Below are 15,867 nucleotides of genomic sequence, written 5' to 3'. Positions count from 1 at the left end.
CAAAAAAGGCTCACTCTAAAATTTAAGAGTGAGCCTTTTAGTTGGTTAGTTTTAAAAAAATGACTAAGAGGTTAATTGTTCCTGACTTGGCCAAGCATTAATAATGGCTTTTACCAGAGTAGCCAGTGGGATCGCAAAAAATATCCCCCAGAACCCCCATATACCACCGAAGAACAACACCGCGACAATGATAGCCAACGGATGCAGATTCACAGCCTCTGAGAAAAGCAAAGGAACAAGCACATTACCATCCAGTGCTTGAACAATTAAATATGCAACCACCACATAAATGAATTCACTCTGTGTGCCATATTGATAGAAAGCCACCAATACAACCGGAATAGTAACGGCAGCCGCCCCAATGTAAGGAATCAATACTGATAAACCAACAAGCAAAGCCAGCAATTCTGCGTACTTTAAACCAAATACTAAAAAGACAACATAAGTCACCACGCCAACGACGAACATCTCAATAAACTTACCACGTATATAATTTGCAATTTGTCCATTCATTTCATGGGCAATATTGCGCATCATTTTTCTTTCTTTTGGCAACCATGACGTCAAATAACTAAGGATTTTGCTTTGGTCTTTTAACAAGAAAAAAATAACCAAAGGCACCAATACCACATAAATTACGACAGAAAACAATGACGGAATACTCGACAATGAAAAAGACAACAACCATTGCCCAAGATTTGTTGATTCGTTAGCTAGTGAGTTGGTTATTTCATCTATTGCCGCTTGGCTAACAAGTTCACTGTGCCCATCAGCAAACTGCTGTACTTCATTACGGATAACCGTAAACATCCTTGGAGCGTCTTGGACAAGTCGCACAGCCTGACGCCATATTATTGGAACCATGACACCGATAAAAACACTGCATGCTGTCAGGAAGCTAAAAAACACAATAAAAACAGAAGGAAGATGACCTAGTCTAAGTCGTTGCAACCTATCAACTAACCCCTGCAATAGAAATGCTAAAACAATAGCGATCAAAATTGGCGCTAGAATCCCGCCCCAAAATGCCAACACACAAAGTGTAGCAATCATCAATAAAAGAAAGACCACCACTTCTTCATTAGAAAAATACCGTTTAATCAGCGTATCAACAATTTTAAACATATCGAGTCCGTTTCAGCTTTTCTGAATCACAAAGGTATATACATCATTGTTGTCACATGTTGACAATAAAGAGAATCCGACAAGAGCAACATATTGAGGAATATCTTTTAACGAACCAGCATCACAGGTCGTCACACATAAACACTCTCCAACCGCCATCTTACTTAACGCCATTTTCGCCTTTAACAAAGGCATTGGGCAACGATCTTCTCTTGCATCCAAGATTACGTCATACTGATTGCCTAGATTGATCATCATTTTATAATTTACCCAATAAATGCATTAGCCATATTATGAGACTATTTTCAAACCTTACAACAGGCTTAACCATCTTAGCTGTTGTTTTTACAAGCACTTTATCCAGTGTAAGCTCTGCGAGCATCCCTGATTTAGAAGCAAACAAAGATGAAAGAGCCCTATCAAACCCATCTTACATACTAGGACAATATTGGTTTCGCAAGCTCAATGGCAGTCGGGCATTAATCGATTTCCCCCCAGCCTACGACTATTTGAAAGATGCATTATCGCGGATTCTTCCACAAACGAATCTTTATAACACCACAGTCGAAATGACACTTTTAAATAGTTCCCAGAGCAATGCCTTTGTCATTCCTGGCAATCACCTTTTCATTTACTCAGACATTATGGAAATGATTACCAGTGAAGATATGTTATTTGGTCTATTGGCGCACGAAGTCGCCCACCTAGATCTTCGGCATTACGAGCGCCAGACCAAACATTCTGGTGAAGAATTACAAAAAACATTAGTAATGCTGGGAGCTGGTATTGCTGCAGCCCTAGCTGGAGCTGGTGGTGATGCAACAACAGCACTTTGGTTGGGAGGCATCGCCAACCAAGCGGAAAACACTCTAACCTATAGCCGCAACCAAGAACAAGAAGCAGATCGTCGCGGTCGTGAATATTTAATCAACGCAGGGCTCGCCCCAGAAGGAATGACAAAACTATTTCAGGCTTTCTTTAAAAATGCATTAGGCCGTCCAAAACTAGAATTTTTATCGACTCACCCGTCACCTAATTCAAGACTATCTGATTCTTTTAGTACTGCAACTAAAGAAACAATATTAAGCAACAAGACAACAACAGACTTTGAATATTTTAGAGCAACTCTACTAGCTTACAGAGCCGGCATTGAAGATAAGCCATTCATCTATTTAGACCAAAAGATTCAAGACAACGATGCGAAGATTTTTGCCAAAGGGCTTTTCTCCTATCTCATTCAATCTCCTGACCGTGCTCTAGATTATTTAAAAAAACTAGAAAATCACAATCAATTTACGGACTACCTAGAAGCTCTAAGTTATGCGGCTGCAGGAAAAAAAGATCAAGGGCTTAAAATTACTAATATGCGACTGGAACTTGCACCAAAAAACATCCCTTTTTCGATGTTAGATGCAGAATTAAAAAAATCAAAACCTATTTCAGTTTATTCTAACTATATCTATGAGCAGCGCTTAATTTGGAGAGCAAATATCCAATATTACCAGTCTATAAATAACATACCTATGGCACTAAACTATCGAGCATTATTAGACTTCAGCCAAGGAAAAGACAAGACAGCAGAGTATCTAATTAAACGTGCTGAAAATGATGCAAAAGAGAATGAAAAAAACACCATTCAACAGACATCGGCAAGATTTAAAATCATTAATGAAGCAGAAAAACAAGAGGATCTAGACGAAGAAAATAACAACTAAAAAATAGACATAAAAAAGCCAAACTAGAAGTTTGGCTTTTTTATCGACAGCAAATCAGCAGCATCACTCTGCAGATTGAGCGTGAAGCTCATCAAACTGTGCTTGCAATTCAGCGTGCTTAGCTTTGTAAGCGGAAACTTTTTGATCAACGCTGTATGCGCCATTCAAGTCAACATTAGTGTCTACGTCTGCACCCATGTTTTCAAGGGTAACAGCCAATGCTTCTACACTACCTTTCGCACTTTGAATACGGTCAGTTGGGTTTTCGCCAGAAGCAGCAAACGCGCTTGTAGCCATAACAGATGCTGTAACTAATGCTAAAATCGTTTTGTTTAAAGTTTTCATAGTGTTGTCCTCTATAATCTATTAATGCGTATATTATTCAGCTGATTGAGCGCGTAATGCATCGAATTGACTTTGCAATTCTTCGTGTTTTGCATTGTAAATTGCCGCTTTTTGATCAAAAGTATAAGCACCGTTTAAATCAACGCTTGTATCTACATTAGCACCCATATTTTCTAGAGTTGCCCCCAACGCTTCTACACTACCTTTTGCACTTTGAACACGTTCAGTACCAGTCTCAGCAAAAGCAGAAGTTGTCATTACAGAAGCCGTTAATAGAGCTAGGATAGTTTTATTTAGAGTTTTCATATTAGTCACCTTAATATTAAATAGTAATAAATTTAGTTTTAATCAAAAGATAATTATTCAGCTGATTGAGCATGTAGAGAATCAAATTGTGCTTGAAGCTCATTATGTTTAGCTTTATAAACAGCTGCTTTTTGATCAAAAGTATAAGCACCATTTAAATCAACACTAGTATCAACAGCAGCACCCATATTTTCTAAAGTAGCACCTAATGCTTCAACACTGCCTCTTGCACTTTGAACACGTTCAGTACCTGTTTCAGCAAACGCAGCTGTTGTCATTACAGAAGCAGCTAATAGAGCTAGAGTTGTTTTAGTAAAAGTTTTCATATTTATCTCCTTGAGAGAATATTCGTTTATATTTAAAATCTAAATTTGTGTAACGTTTCGATAAATTCATAATAGTCTTTTATAAAAATATAAAAAGCCCCAAACCTTACCTTCCACTGTTGTTTCAAATACGAATTAATAAATGTAAGATTGCTTAAAAATCACACAAAATAGGTACAAAGCTAAATAAATAAGACTAAAAGACCACTGAATAAGGAATAAAAAGACAAACTATGAGCGCCTGACATAGGCCGAATACAGGTTGAGGACAAATCGATAGGGATAGATCGAAAAATTTGCTAATATGGATCATCTGTTTGGATATAAAAGATTATGACTCCGCTTGCTTTAATAGATAATTTGGAACATTTACCCAATCCTTTTACTCAGTTCGAAGGCATTGCCGACCATCTGAAAAAAACAACTCCTCAACTTAATGACCCTGAGTATCGTCGAGATCTTCAGCTCGCGTTGTGCTTTATCTATAGCTACAACGGTTCTCTGGCAACATTTAATTCATACCGCCGGGAAGTTGAACGATTACTACTTTGGTCATGGAATATAGCCAACTGCCCAACTACTCAGTTACGGCGCGACCAAATTGAAGAATTCATACACTTTTGTATATCACCGCCAGAAAGTTGGATCGGTACAAAAAACGTTGCTCGTTTTAAATTGCACATGGGACAAAGAGCTGCCAATAAAGATTGGCGCCCATTTGTTGCCCACGTTAGCAAGTTAGAATTTAAAAACGGCGATATTCCAGAAATAAAACAACATTCATTATCTCAAGCTGCTATTCGAGCAACGTTTTCTATTTTATCGTCTTATTATGGCTTCCTTATGCAAGAAGATGCCGCCCAACAGAATCCAGTTGCTCTAATTCGTCAAAAAAGTAAATTCGTTAAAAAAGAAGTGACACGCAAACAAGTAAGACGCATTTCAAATTTACAATGGGATTATGTAATCGAAACCGCTGAAATGTTGGCAGAAGAAGACCCAGCACATCACGAACGCACTCTATTTATCATGAACGCCCTACTCGGTATGTATTTACGAATTTCTGAACTCGTCGCCGATGAACGATCTGCGCCCGTTATGGGAGACTTCATAAAAGACTCTGACGGACATTGGTGGTTTAAAGTTCTTTCAAAAGGCAACAAAGAAAGACTTGTAGCTGTATCTGATGACATGTTGAATGCATTAAAACGCTATCGACAGTTCCGTGATCTGCCATTACTGCCAACCATTGCAGAAAACACACCGCTCGTACCTAAAAATCGCGGCCAAGGTGCAATGACAAGCTCAAGACAGGTTCGCAACATAGTTCAGCTCTGCTTTGACAAGGCTTACGAGCGCATGTGTGAAGATGGCATGAAAGCCGATGCAGACGACCTCCGCGTAGCAACCGTCCATTGGTTACGCCACACAGGCATATCAGAAGACGTAAAAACAAGGCCAAAAGAACATGTTAGAGAAGATGCCGGCCATGCCAGCATGGCCACGACTGATAAATACATTGATACAGAATATCGAGAACGTCATGCTAGCGGCCGAAAGAAAACGCTTCGGCCTCATTAACTACCACTCACAACAAGAACCAGCACTTCTCTTTATTGTGAGTTGTGCTATTTAGACCAGCGTTCCAGACTTTCTTCGTCATTAGTATTAGCTTCTACCCAATGACTTTGTGAGCCTTCAGATTCTTTTTTCCAAAACGCGGCTCGGCTTTTTAGGTAGTCCATTATAAAATCGCACGCTTGAAAAGCTTCGGCCCGATGAGATGCACTGACACCAACAAAAACAATCTGATCATCAACTGATAAACGACCCACACGGTGTACAACGCAAACATCTAATAAAGGCCAACGAGCATTAGCTTCGTCAACAATAACTTGTAAATTCCGCTCAGTCATTCCTGGATAATGCTCAAGCTCGAAGCTGCAAGCTTCTTTGGGTAAGTCCGAAAACTGGCGCACTAACCCAACAAACATAGCCACAGCACCTGTTTGATTGGCTTTCAGTAAACTTTTATATAAAGTATCAACTTGAAAATCCTCTTCCTGTACAAGAATCATTTAACCTCCGGTGACAGGTGGAAAAAAAGCCACTTCATTAACAGTATTAGGCACAACATCTAAGTCCCTTGCGAATTCAAAATCAATTGAGGATTGAATTCCTTTTGCAAGAAGCGCCTGTCCATTATCTAATTCATTGGCTAATTGATGTTTTAATTCACTAATGCTCAAAGGTAATGCTAACTCTGCGATATATTCACTCTGCCCAATGCTTTCTTTAAGAGATGCAAAAAAAACCACTCTAACCTTAGGCATTCCCTTTACTCCAATTGCCACTTTTGCCACCTTTTTTTTCTAACAAAGACACATGTTGAATAACTATGCCCTTATCAACCGCTTTGCACATATCATAAAGTGTTAGGGCTGCGATACTAGCTCCCGTTAGCGCCTCCATTTCAACACCAGTTTTGCCCGATAGAGAGCAAGTACATAACACTTCCAACTCGCAATCGCTGATGACATTAATATCTACCGTCACTTTCGTTAGCATTAAGGGATGGCACAAAGGAATTAAGTCAGACGTCTTCTTAGCAGCTTGAATACCAGCAATACGTGCCGTTGCCAACACATCACCTTTCGGCAAGCCTCCTTCTATTACTTTCGTTAATGTCGTAGGTTGCATTAAAAGAATAGCCTGAGCAGTCGCAGTGCGCTTTGTAATGTCCTTATCAGAGACATCGACCATGTGTGCATGGCCTTGATGATCTAAGTGAGTAAGTTTGTCGCTCATAAAAATCCTAAACAGTGTACAGAGATGAAAAATGTGGCCTATATTTTAAGAAAGCCAATAGGATTGCAAGTAAAGTCTTACAAGCTGCCACCTTAACACAGCAATATGATTGCTCTAAAGCAAACACACTAACCATCAAATTTTCAATTAGGAACAGCAGGAATGGTATCCAGATGTACTCTTTTATTCCTTTTTCTAGCATTATCATTGTGGGCGCAAGATGTAATGCTCTCAGGAAAGATAGAGGAAAAAATCAATACACCTATTCCAACATTCAAAGAAACATATGCTATTTCTGCTCAGGATGCCCTACTAACAGGTAAATTCAAACAAACTACATATGACGAATCTCAAGGTTTTTCGAAAGATGCTTATTGGCATAAATTAAGTTTCCCAAAAGTAACAACACCAAATGCAGAGAAATCGATTTATCTTGGTTTAAATTACTACGTAATTGAACATCTAGATTTTTATTTATTCCATGGCTCGCAACTTCAAGCTCAATGGAAAAGAGGTGCTTTAGAAAACTGGCAAGGTGGTACGCCGCACTACGAAGGTATTTGGATCCCAATTTTACTCTCAGATCATGATGATACAACCCTATTAATACGCAAGCAGGGTAACAGCCCACTACTGACGCCATTTAAGTTGTTTGACAATAAAAGAGCCGAAACAAAAAAAGAGCAAAAGCTCATTTTCTGGACCTTTATCATCAGTAGCTTGGCTATTTTACTCGCCCACAACGTATTTGTTTTTATCTTGCTCAGACAGCCCGGATTCATTTACTACCTAGGCTTAAACATCGTCATATTTATTGCCCTATCTGTTGTTACTGGATTCAATCGTTGGATTTTTTCAGAAGAGGTTAGTCAATGGATTATTAAAAACCTATTTGTCATATTTGGCATAGGAGCCTGGATACTCTTTCGCTTCAGTCTGCGTTTTTTAAAAGAAGTTCAAATCCCCTCCCCTGAGTCATTGATTAGAAAATATGGCGATTCTATTTTCATCACTTTTTTAATATTTACTCAATTGCTATCAGTAAAAAACGTGGCTTTTCTTTTTGCTGCAATAGAAATTTTCATGTTTCTGATTTGTACCTATTGGGGCATAAAGGCTTACGTTAAGGGTTTTATAGCAGTTCGATTTTATCTATTTTCTTGGTTCTTTTTGATCATCGGCAGCATACTAAACACGCTAATTTTTTGGAAAATACTGCCAATAAACTTCATCACAGAGTCGATTCTTCCTGTGTTTAGCATACTCCAATTACTTGGTTTTTCTTTTGCCTTTGCTGATAAAGCGAAACAATTTGAACGCAATCGAAAACTGCAGGCACTAACCGATTCACCAACAGGTTTACCGAATCGAACCTACTATTTCAGTAAGTTGCCAGCATTAGTTGCAGAAATGGCGAAAAATCCACCACAGCTAGCACTTATCATGATAGACATCAGTAACTATCAAACTCTATGCCAAGCCTTTGGTCCCGCAAAAGCAGACTCCGCTATATCAGAAGTAATTCAAAATATTCAACGACAATTGATAAACATGGAAGGCATTTTATCTTTCCCTTTACCCAATAAAAACAGTTACAAAGTCATTCGGATAACGGCAACCAACATTATTTTGATTAGTACAAAGCCAGAGCAAATAAAACAACAAATACTTCACATTCAAGAAATTCTCGATGCCCCAACATTGGTTAACAAAATTCATTTCAGGCATCAGTACAAAATTGGTAGTGCTCTTTACCCCTCACAAGGATTAGATCTAGACAAGCTTTATCAAAATGCACTCATCGCCAATCATTCTGTTAGTTATTCGTCTGGGAGCTGGGTTGCATTTACCGATAATCTAAAAAGTAACCACGCTCATCAATTGGGCTTAATTACTCAGTTAACAAATGATATTGAACATGAAAAGCTCTATTTTCACATTCAGCCTCAAGTCAAATTAGTTGATCGAAGTATTATCGGTGGTGAAGTGCTTATTCGGTGGCACAATGAACATTTAGGGCAAGTATCACCAGCAGAGTTCATTCCGCTAGCAGAACAAACCGGTCTTATATATAAGCTCACCGATATGTTGTTTGAAAAAGTGTTTCATTGGACATCAGAACACCCTAAGGCTTTATCATTACAAAGCCTATCCATTAATATATCGGCATTGGATTTACTACAAGAAGGCTTTGCCAAGCGAGTTATTGATCAACTTCAAACGTACCATTTAGCGGCCAGCAAGTTCACAATAGAAATCACTGAAACCAGTATTTTTCAAAATAACGATATAGTTCATGACAACGTTAAACAGCTACATCAAGCAGGCTTTAGGCTTGCCATCGATGATTTTGGTGTCGGTTATAGCTCTATGCAAAACCTCGTAGCCTTAGAAACAGATGAGTTAAAAATTGACCAGTTCTTCGTGATGAACTTACTAAACGATTCACAAAGCCAGACCTTATGTCGCAATATGATAGATCTCTGCAAGGCTCTGAATATTGTTAGTGTTGCAGAAGGTATAGAATCAGAAGAGATATTGCAGTTATTAAAACAATGGCAATGCCAAGTTGGACAGGGTTATCACTTATACAAACCTATGTCACCGACCGATTATCTAACGCTTTTAGATGAAAAAGTTCCACCTTTGTCAGCGCCAACAAATCGTGCATAATGCGTTAGACATTTATCTACCAACCCATCCACTACAAAGACACGGTTAATAGCTGACATCGCATGAGCCTAATAGACGATTATCAACTACTGGAAATTCCAACTACCGCCAGCGAGCAGGAAGCAAAGACCGCGTTTAGACGTTTGGCGAGGCGCTATCACCCTGACAAAAATCCTGACAAAGACACAACAGAACTTTTCCAGCGTCTTCAGGCCGCTTATGAAAATGTCACCAATGCTATTCGCCAAGGGGCACAAGTCAACGACTGGAAACCTTTTACTTTCACCAAAGAAAATACGCAGAGCTCTGGTGCAAAAAATCGCTACACAAACTATTCGACCACCACAGACAAAGAACAAGAAGCCTTTGTCAAAGAACGGCAACGTGCATACGAAGAAATGAAGCGTAACAACGCGCACCATGAAAAAACACGTAACGATGCCATCAAAGCCGCACGAAACACCCTAAATGAAAAGCGTGTTAAAGCCCTTTACGAAGAAGCCTTCAAAGCATCTAAAAACTTCACTTCACAAGGCTACAGTTACACCGACAACCAAAGCAGTGAAAAACCAGACATACCGCCTTATCAATCCTTTGTTGACGATGAAGAAGAATTTACTCAATCCACACAGTCATTCTATAACGATCCTGTGAGCCAGCCGATTAGATTAGACGCAGCAAAAGCCGCCTTTCGCGCAGCAACCTATATTGCTTGTTTTGCTGCCGGTATTTACAGCACACTCTATTGGCAATCATCAAAGCAAGAGGCAACTGCCGAGCAAAAAGTAGCCTCCTACATAAGTGGCTTATATCCGCAGTTTCGTGTCGGAATAAGTTACACCTTGGCCAATACAACGCTTTATGCTGAACCAGATGTATCCAGTGCTATCTTGCAAACCATCCCAGTACAATCTGACCTACAAAGCATTAAATCACAAGGCAACTGGTTAACCGTAAGCTATAACGGTGTGAGCGGCTGGGTACAAGCAAAAAACATCGGCTTTGGTAGCGCGCAACATGCAATCCAAACTGGCTGCTACGGTCAACCCGGTGCCGCACCTCAGCATGGTGAGTTAATTGGTGTAGCTGACGGAAGTAGCCGCTTACGCATTCTCAATCAATTACCTGAGCACAGCATGCTCACCTTCGAGTCCTATGACGGACAAGCCCCCTTTTCCATCTATTTGTATGGAAAACAAGCTTACGCAGCCAATTACATCCCAAGAGGCAACTACCGATTGGTGTTAGAGACAGGTTCCCTGTATCATCACGCCTGTAACCAATTCCTCTTTAATGACACAACCAAAGTCATCTTAGACAATGTCGATTTCGCCAGCACCGAGCAATCACTCACGCTGAAGCCATAATCTGACTATTTAAAAAGACTAACTGACAAACAACCCTGAGTACTTCACGACCCATGCTAAGTAACATCCGAATCGTACTGATCAACACCTTTCATCCTGGTAACGTCGGCGCTATTGCCCGAGCCATGAAGAATATGGGACTAACCAACCTTTATTTGGTTGACCCAAATGACTATCCATCGGAAGAAGCCACCAGCCGCGCTGCCGGTGCTGTTGATCTCCTTGAAAAGGCTACTATCGTTTCTACCTTAGAAGAAGCCATCGCAGACTGCAGTCTTGTCATTGGCACAAGCGCTCGTCATCGCACTTTTCAGCTTCCTATTATGAATGCTCGTGAATGCGCCGAAAGCGTGATTCCAGAAGCCGTTGATCATAATGTCGCTATTGTTTTTGGCCGTGAGACGACCGGCTTATTAAACGATGAAATCGCTCAATGTCACCGCCAAGTCTATATCGACGCTAACGATGAATATCCGGTGTTGAATATTTCGCAAGCCGTACAAATTGTTGCTTATGAAATATGGATGGCAAATCAAAATAAAGAAAACTACAAAAAAGAAACGCCTGAATACCCACATAAGAAAGACATGGATCTTTTCTACGAACATTTAGAAGAAACACTGTATGGCATCAACTTCATCATCCGTAGCCATCCAGGTAAAGTTTTAGACAAGCTGCATAGATTCTTTAATCGCTCTCGTCCTGAGAAACAAGAACTGGGGATTTTGCGCGGAGTATTGGCTGCGGTACAACGCGAAGCTGGACTGACAGAAGCAAACAATCATCCAGAGAAAAAAGCAAAAGACGCAATGAAAGAGGCGGCTAAAAAGAGTAAGTAAGCTCTTTCTTATTCTTGATTTCCAAAACTAAAATGCAGCCGATTGGCTGCATTTTTTAATTTTAACAAAGACGGTGGAAGAATTACTTCTCAGCACGACCTGCAAACTTACGCTCTTCTACGTTAACCTTAATACGGTCACCAGTAGAAATATGCTCAGGCACTTGAATCACCGCACCAGTAGACAATTTAGCCGGTTTGTTACGAGAGGTTGCAGAAGCGCCTTTAATAGAAGGATCGGTTTCGACGACTTCTAACTCGACGTTAGTCGGCAATTCGATAACAACAGGCACGTCGTTAACTAAGACAACCTGAATACCCACTGTCTCTTCGTTAACAAAAAAAATTTCTTCTTCAACAGCACTCTTATTCAAGCTGTAAGGCGTGTAGTCTTCGTTATCCATGAAAACATATTCATCACCATCAGAATAAGAAAACATTACTTGACGACGAACAAGATCGGCAAGGTCGATCATATCGGAATCTTTGAACGTTTCATCCAATTTACGGCCAGTTACCACATCGTACATACGCATACGATAAAGACTACCGCCAGCACGGCCCTGTGGTACAGAACGCTCAATGTCTTTTACTATGTACGTTTTATTGTCATAGCTGATAGCAATATTCTTTTTGATCTCACTTGCCTTAGGCATTTTTCTTCGTCCTAAAATTACGTTTTATAAAAATAAATATGGGCATTAAATTCATTGCAATTTTGAAAGCCAGATCCTAATCCAGTTTGCTTAAATTCGCTAGATACCAAATCAAGATTTACTCTACAATTAACGGAAAATAGCCACAAATAGAACAATTAAAGGCCGAGCGTTAATACTGATTGTATTTTTTCGAGCTACCTTTCACTTTTTCGGCTGGATAACGCTCGGCATTTTTGGCAATTTTGTCTTTTGCTGCCGAAAATAAATCGACGTTCAATTTATCCGCTAAACGAACCGTAAAAAGCAACACATCCGCAAGTTCATCTTTCACTGCCGACATTTGCCCATCATCCAATTCATATGATGCCTCTTCTGTTAACCAGCGAAAGCAATCCAATAATTCAGCCGTCTCACCCGCCAAGGCCATCGACAAGTTTTTAGGAGAATGGAATTGCTCCCATTCTCTGTCTTGTGCGAATTGGCGCATGGCGAGTTTTAGTTGCTCTAACGAGTCGTTATTTAGAGCAGACATAAATCAATCATTCGCTTTCATGTGAGCGCTATTAATCACTTGATGGATTGGATACAAGACATCGGCACCAAGAATTTTCGCGCGCTCCGGAGACCAACCAACCACATCATCAGGCAAGTTTTTGTTATCTTTAAATGGCATTTCTAGGGTGAAAGACAAACACTTATAGGTTTCCCCTACCCATTTGGTTGCCACAGTTAAATTCGCTTCACCAAATTGTGATGGCGTATAACCGATCTCAGTCTGAAAATCTGGGCTGACCGCCGTAAAGACATCTTTAAACAGAGTCTCCATCGCTTCCATACGAGCATCAAACGACGGTACGCCTTGGCAACCATCCACAAAATTAACTGGCAAAGCTTCGTCACCATGAATGTCCAAGAATAAATCAACGCCAGTTTCAGCCATTTTCTTTTGAACTGCCAACACTTCTGGACTGAATTCTGCCGTTGGGTTCTTCCATTCACGGTTCAGGTTGACCCCTTTGGAATTCACACGCAAATTACCGTGCACTGCGCCATCTGGATTCATATTTGGTACAACATAAAAGCGACATTGCTTTAAAAGCGAGCGCGCTATCGGGTGCGATTCATCAAACAAACGCTCAAGTAAACCTTCGATAAACCATTCCGCCATGGTTTCACCAGGATGCTGGCGAGCAATAATCCAAATGTTTTTTGCCAAGCCTTGGGTTTTGCTAATCTCCAACAAAGTGATATCACGACCTTCGGCTGTTTCGCCCAAATGATCGGTAATACAATCTTCATTGCTAGCTGCCCAAGCAATCATGTCTAAATGACGCTCGTAGCTGTAAGGTGCAAAGTACGCGTAATAAACACTGTCTTGTTCAGGCTGATGAGTTATCACCAATTTACCGTCTACATATTCGGTTGGTACGCGGAACCAATACTCACGGTCGTAAGACGCTACAGCTTGGTAATCTACCCAGCCATCTGGGTAAGCTGCGTCGCTGGCGTTCTCAAATTGGATGACACATTGCTCACCCATTCCGCCTTGCAAACGAAAATAAAACCACTGCAAAAATTTAGAGTTTGTATCATTAGGGATCTTTACTCTAATATTGTCCGGCTCCGAAGCATTAATAACGGAGATGTTACCGCCATCAAACGCACTACTGATCTTGATTCGGCTGGTCATTTACTCTTCCTTAACAATCAAACATTGGTTCTAAATTATGGCAAGTTTACCTATATTCATGACGGCTGTCGCCAACTCTTCCGACGAGCCAGCCTTTCCATTACTTTTCACCTGGTCGACTCACGAAGCACAAGTCAAAGAGGTACTGGTGATACCTGACGACGAATGGTTAGAAAACCACCGTATCGAGCCTAACGCACACGACCTTGATGAACAACAACTCTACGAATTTGGTTTTGAAGCCAGCGACATACTGGCAGAATGGATCAATGAATTTGATACCGATGTGATTTATGCCCTTGAGCCAGAATCGCTTAATCTTTTAGTCGAAGCCACTTACGAGATAAAAGGACTAGAACCAAGTTTCGAAGTACAAAGTATTCACTCGTGGTTTCAAGAACGGGACGTTGACCTAGACGATGCCGTAGCAGAACAAGGCCAAACAACGCCTTTGCACCTGCTACCACCAGATGAACTCGTCATTTTGCTGCTACAAATAGCGGTAGAACATGCTCTAATCGACCCAAGCGACATACCTGCAATAGAAGACTAATCAGATCACTGAATATTGAATATCCGCTAGAAAAACTGGCCATTTAATAATCACCTGTTTAGAGTCAATAAAACCACTTTTGATTCTAAACGGGTGTCAACATGAAAGACCTCCTCCCTGATCTATGCGATCTGTACCCAGAACAACTGCAAATCGCAGAACCTATTTTCACCTCTTACGGAAAACGCACTCACTTTTATGGCGAAGTGGTCACCGTATCGTGCTTTGAAGACAACAGTCGAGTACGAGAATTAGTCGCTGAAAATGGCAAAGGAAAAGTCATGGTTATTGATGGCGGCGGCAGTAAACGACGTGCCTTGCTTGGCGATATGTTGGCGGAAAAAGCCGTCAACAATGGTTGGGAAGGATTTGTGATAAACGGAGCCATTCGTGACGTAGCGGCTCAATCACAACTAAACATAGGCATTCACGCTTTATGCGCGCACCCAATGCCAACGGAAAAGCGCGGGTTAGGCGATTTAGGTAAAACACTTCACTTTGCGGGAATGACGATCGCCCAGGGGGATTATATCTATTGCGACCTAAATGGGATTGCTGTATCCAAACAACCATTAGCCCTTCCGTAGAAGGGTTTATGGTTCATTTATGCCAGCTACAATGAAGCTAGCGTGTGGGTAAACAAACTACGCACACCGTTCACTAGCATCTGCACCGACATCATCAATAGCAACATACCCATCAAACGTTCTAGCGCTGCCAAGCCTTTCTCTCTCAGTATTCGATTCAACAAAGGTGCCATTGCTAAAATAATCACAGAAATAGCCCAAGCTGCACCGACTGAAATTAATAAATCTTGCTGATCATTTGGGTAGCTTTTTACCATTACCAACAGCGTCGCCAAAGTGGACGGCCCTGCCAACATAGGAATAGAAATTGGCACGATAAAAGGCTCCATCACGGGACCCGCGTCTTTCGTATAAGGCGATGGAAAAATCATCTTCAAAGCAATCACGAACAATACCACACCACCGGCAATAGAAATGGATTCCGTTTCCAAATGCAGCAGAGCCAAAAACTCTGCACCAAAAAACAAAAAACACACCAAAATAACCAAACCAATCAAGCCATCGCGTACCACAATTTGGTATTGACGTTTCTGCGGAACACCCTTCATCACCGACAACAAAATAGGAATATTGCCAAACGGATCGATAACAAACAAAAATAACAAGGTGGCAGATAAAATAGAAAACTCAGCGCTCATTAGATACTCGGGTTAGTGTTAGGGGAAATTGCGGGCACGTAGTTTAACCCATTACAACTCTTGGTGATAGTTGGAGCTATTTAGACCCAGCAAATAAGAATCTCTGCTTTACTTCCAAACCAGTCAATTTTTATCTCTGAACAAAAGTAAATAGACCATGCATAACCGACAATCCAACTCGCTAAAAAAGATCACTAGATTACTCATACCATGACGTTATTATTCGAATTAATTGAT

Annotated in this window: 19 protein-coding genes; 7 read left to right on the top strand and 12 right to left on the bottom strand. The window is 40.6% G+C overall.

Going from position 1 to position 15,867, the window contains the following annotated elements:
- Positions 1-63: 63 nt before the first annotated feature.
- Positions 64-1,125 carry an AI-2E family transporter gene (locus tag CYL31_RS09905; protein WP_212918742.1) on the bottom strand — a complete coding sequence of 354 codons (1,062 nt, stop codon included), beginning with the start codon at positions 1,123-1,125 and terminating at the stop codon, positions 64-66.
- 12 nt (positions 1,126-1,137) lie between these two features.
- A complete protein-coding gene (locus CYL31_RS09900) occupies positions 1,138-1,383 on the bottom strand; it encodes a sulfurtransferase TusA family protein (protein ID WP_212918741.1) in 246 nt (81 codons plus the stop codon).
- Positions 1,384-1,634: 251 nt separating this feature from the next.
- Here CYL31_RS09900 and CYL31_RS09895 point away from each other — a divergent pair, with 251 nt between their 5' ends.
- On the top strand, positions 1,635-2,840 hold the full coding sequence (locus CYL31_RS09895; RefSeq protein ID WP_249411757.1) for a M48 family metallopeptidase: 1,206 nt from the start codon (positions 1,635-1,637) through the stop codon (positions 2,838-2,840).
- Positions 2,841-2,903: 63 nt separating this feature from the next.
- Here CYL31_RS09895 and CYL31_RS09890 read toward each other — a convergent pair whose 3' ends face one another.
- Genes CYL31_RS09890 through CYL31_RS09880 form a run of 3 tightly spaced genes read right to left on the bottom strand, consistent with a single transcriptional unit; the run spans position 2,904 to position 3,817 of the window.
- The gene (locus CYL31_RS09890) at positions 2,904-3,185 is read right to left on the bottom strand and encodes a hypothetical protein (RefSeq protein ID WP_212918739.1); all 282 of its coding nucleotides are present in this window, start codon (positions 3,183-3,185) and stop codon (positions 2,904-2,906) included.
- A gap of 33 nt (positions 3,186-3,218) precedes the next feature.
- On the bottom strand, positions 3,219-3,491 hold the full coding sequence (locus CYL31_RS09885) for a hypothetical protein (RefSeq protein ID WP_212918738.1): 273 nt from the start codon (positions 3,489-3,491) through the stop codon (positions 3,219-3,221).
- Positions 3,492-3,544: 53 nt separating this feature from the next.
- On the bottom strand, positions 3,545-3,817 hold the full coding sequence (locus CYL31_RS09880; protein ID WP_212918737.1) for a hypothetical protein: 273 nt from the start codon (positions 3,815-3,817) through the stop codon (positions 3,545-3,547).
- 333 nt (positions 3,818-4,150) lie between these two features.
- On the opposite strand from CYL31_RS09880, the gene CYL31_RS09875 reads away from it, so the two are divergent.
- Positions 4,151-5,398: a tyrosine-type recombinase/integrase gene (locus CYL31_RS09875; protein WP_212918736.1), complete on the top strand. Its 1,248-nt coding sequence runs from the start codon at positions 4,151-4,153 to the stop codon at positions 5,396-5,398.
- Positions 5,399-5,445: 47 nt separating this feature from the next.
- Here CYL31_RS09875 and CYL31_RS09870 read toward each other — a convergent pair whose 3' ends face one another.
- From CYL31_RS09870 to moaC, 3 genes are read right to left on the bottom strand one after another with little or no spacing between them, the layout of a single operon-like run.
- Positions 5,446-5,895, bottom strand: a complete 450-nt coding sequence (locus CYL31_RS09870) for a molybdenum cofactor biosynthesis protein MoaE (protein WP_212918735.1) — start codon at positions 5,893-5,895, stop codon at positions 5,446-5,448.
- Positions 5,896-6,150, bottom strand: a complete 255-nt coding sequence (locus CYL31_RS09865; protein ID WP_212918734.1) for a MoaD/ThiS family protein — start codon at positions 6,148-6,150, stop codon at positions 5,896-5,898.
- Positions 6,143-6,625, bottom strand: coding sequence for a cyclic pyranopterin monophosphate synthase MoaC (gene moaC, locus CYL31_RS09860; protein ID WP_212918733.1), 483 nt, complete (start codon positions 6,623-6,625; stop codon positions 6,143-6,145). Before moaC ends, CYL31_RS09865 begins: the two co-directional genes overlap by 8 nt.
- 225 nt (positions 6,626-6,850) lie before the next feature.
- Here moaC and CYL31_RS09855 point away from each other — a divergent pair, with 225 nt between their 5' ends.
- The 3 genes from CYL31_RS09855 to trmJ all read left to right on the top strand — a co-directional run bounded on the left by CYL31_RS09855 (position 6,851) and on the right by trmJ (position 11,504).
- Entirely contained in the window at positions 6,851-9,298 is a 2,448-nt protein-coding gene (locus CYL31_RS09855) for an EAL domain-containing protein (RefSeq protein ID WP_249411756.1), read from the top strand.
- A 62-nt stretch (positions 9,299-9,360) separates the two neighbouring features.
- Positions 9,361-10,665, top strand: a complete 1,305-nt coding sequence (locus tag CYL31_RS09850; RefSeq protein WP_212918731.1) for a DnaJ domain-containing protein — start codon at positions 9,361-9,363, stop codon at positions 10,663-10,665.
- A gap of 53 nt (positions 10,666-10,718) precedes the next feature.
- Positions 10,719-11,504 carry a tRNA (cytosine(32)/uridine(32)-2'-O)-methyltransferase TrmJ gene (trmJ, locus tag CYL31_RS09845; RefSeq protein ID WP_212918730.1) on the top strand — a complete coding sequence of 262 codons (786 nt, stop codon included), beginning with the start codon at positions 10,719-10,721 and terminating at the stop codon, positions 11,502-11,504.
- Between the two features lie 82 nt (positions 11,505-11,586).
- On the opposite strand, the gene efpL is transcribed toward trmJ, so the two are convergent.
- From efpL to CYL31_RS09830, 3 genes are all read right to left on the bottom strand, one after another.
- The gene (gene efpL / locus CYL31_RS09840; RefSeq protein ID WP_212918729.1) at positions 11,587-12,159 is read right to left on the bottom strand and encodes an elongation factor P-like protein EfpL; all 573 of its coding nucleotides are present in this window, start codon (positions 12,157-12,159) and stop codon (positions 11,587-11,589) included.
- A gap of 172 nt (positions 12,160-12,331) precedes the next feature.
- On the bottom strand, positions 12,332-12,694 hold the full coding sequence (locus CYL31_RS09835) for a nucleotide pyrophosphohydrolase (protein ID WP_212918728.1): 363 nt from the start codon (positions 12,692-12,694) through the stop codon (positions 12,332-12,334).
- 3 nt (positions 12,695-12,697) lie between these two features.
- The gene (locus CYL31_RS09830; RefSeq protein ID WP_212918727.1) at positions 12,698-13,852 is read right to left on the bottom strand and encodes a M14 family metallopeptidase; all 1,155 of its coding nucleotides are present in this window, start codon (positions 13,850-13,852) and stop codon (positions 12,698-12,700) included.
- Positions 13,853-13,889: 37 nt separating this feature from the next.
- On the opposite strand from CYL31_RS09830, the gene CYL31_RS09825 reads away from it, so the two are divergent.
- Together CYL31_RS09825 and CYL31_RS09820 are read left to right on the top strand one after the other, a co-directional pair.
- Positions 13,890-14,405 carry a hypothetical protein gene (locus tag CYL31_RS09825; RefSeq protein ID WP_212918726.1) on the top strand — a complete coding sequence of 172 codons (516 nt, stop codon included), beginning with the start codon at positions 13,890-13,892 and terminating at the stop codon, positions 14,403-14,405.
- Between the two features lie 101 nt (positions 14,406-14,506).
- A complete protein-coding gene (locus CYL31_RS09820) occupies positions 14,507-14,992 on the top strand; it encodes a putative 4-hydroxy-4-methyl-2-oxoglutarate aldolase (RefSeq protein ID WP_212918725.1) in 486 nt (161 codons plus the stop codon).
- A 26-nt stretch (positions 14,993-15,018) separates the two neighbouring features.
- Here CYL31_RS09820 and CYL31_RS09815 read toward each other — a convergent pair whose 3' ends face one another.
- Positions 15,019-15,630 (bottom strand): MarC family protein, encoded by a 612-nt coding sequence (locus CYL31_RS09815; protein WP_212918724.1) that lies wholly within the window; start codon positions 15,628-15,630, stop codon positions 15,019-15,021.
- Positions 15,631-15,867: the final 237 nt, after the last annotated feature.

This window comes from Marinomonas sp. A3A (assembly GCF_018336955.1).
GTDB classification, from domain to species: Bacteria; Pseudomonadota; Gammaproteobacteria; order Pseudomonadales; family Marinomonadaceae; genus Marinomonas; species Marinomonas lutimaris.
Note: the sequence above shows the minus strand (reverse complement) of the source record. Positions and strands in the feature narration are given on the sequence as shown.

What these genes read in the sequence shown, in the direction of transcription:
- CYL31_RS09905 (WP_212918742.1), bottom strand. Translation starts at nt 1,125, where the DNA reads ATGTTTAAAATTGTTGATACGCTGATTAAACGGTATTTTTCTAATGAA.
- CYL31_RS09900 (WP_212918741.1), bottom strand. Translation starts at nt 1,383, where the DNA reads ATGATGATCAATCTAGGCAATCAGTATGACGTAATCTTGGATGCAAGA.
- CYL31_RS09890 (WP_212918739.1), bottom strand. Translation starts at nt 3,185, where the DNA reads ATGAAAACTTTAAACAAAACGATTTTAGCATTAGTTACAGCATCTGTT.
- CYL31_RS09885 (WP_212918738.1), bottom strand. Translation starts at nt 3,491, where the DNA reads ATGAAAACTCTAAATAAAACTATCCTAGCTCTATTAACGGCTTCTGTA.
- CYL31_RS09880 (WP_212918737.1), bottom strand. Translation starts at nt 3,817, where the DNA reads ATGAAAACTTTTACTAAAACAACTCTAGCTCTATTAGCTGCTTCTGTA.
- CYL31_RS09875 (WP_212918736.1), top strand. Translation starts at nt 4,151, where the DNA reads ATGACTCCGCTTGCTTTAATAGATAATTTGGAACATTTACCCAATCCT.
- CYL31_RS09870 (WP_212918735.1), bottom strand. Translation starts at nt 5,895, where the DNA reads ATGATTCTTGTACAGGAAGAGGATTTTCAAGTTGATACTTTATATAAA.
- CYL31_RS09865 (WP_212918734.1), bottom strand. Translation starts at nt 6,150, where the DNA reads ATGCCTAAGGTTAGAGTGGTTTTTTTTGCATCTCTTAAAGAAAGCATT.
- moaC (WP_212918733.1), bottom strand. Translation starts at nt 6,625, where the DNA reads ATGAGCGACAAACTTACTCACTTAGATCATCAAGGCCATGCACACATG.
- CYL31_RS09855 (WP_249411756.1), top strand. Translation starts at nt 6,851, where the DNA reads ATGCTCTCAGGAAAGATAGAGGAAAAAATCAATACACCTATTCCAACA.
- CYL31_RS09850 (WP_212918731.1), top strand. Translation starts at nt 9,361, where the DNA reads ATGAGCCTAATAGACGATTATCAACTACTGGAAATTCCAACTACCGCC.
- trmJ (WP_212918730.1), top strand. Translation starts at nt 10,719, where the DNA reads ATGCTAAGTAACATCCGAATCGTACTGATCAACACCTTTCATCCTGGT.
- efpL (WP_212918729.1), bottom strand. Translation starts at nt 12,159, where the DNA reads ATGCCTAAGGCAAGTGAGATCAAAAAGAATATTGCTATCAGCTATGAC.
- CYL31_RS09835 (WP_212918728.1), bottom strand. Translation starts at nt 12,694, where the DNA reads ATGTCTGCTCTAAATAACGACTCGTTAGAGCAACTAAAACTCGCCATG.
- CYL31_RS09830 (WP_212918727.1), bottom strand. Translation starts at nt 13,852, where the DNA reads ATGACCAGCCGAATCAAGATCAGTAGTGCGTTTGATGGCGGTAACATC.
- CYL31_RS09825 (WP_212918726.1), top strand. Translation starts at nt 13,890, where the DNA reads ATGGCAAGTTTACCTATATTCATGACGGCTGTCGCCAACTCTTCCGAC.
- CYL31_RS09820 (WP_212918725.1), top strand. Translation starts at nt 14,507, where the DNA reads ATGAAAGACCTCCTCCCTGATCTATGCGATCTGTACCCAGAACAACTG.
- CYL31_RS09815 (WP_212918724.1), bottom strand. Translation starts at nt 15,630, where the DNA reads ATGAGCGCTGAGTTTTCTATTTTATCTGCCACCTTGTTATTTTTGTTT.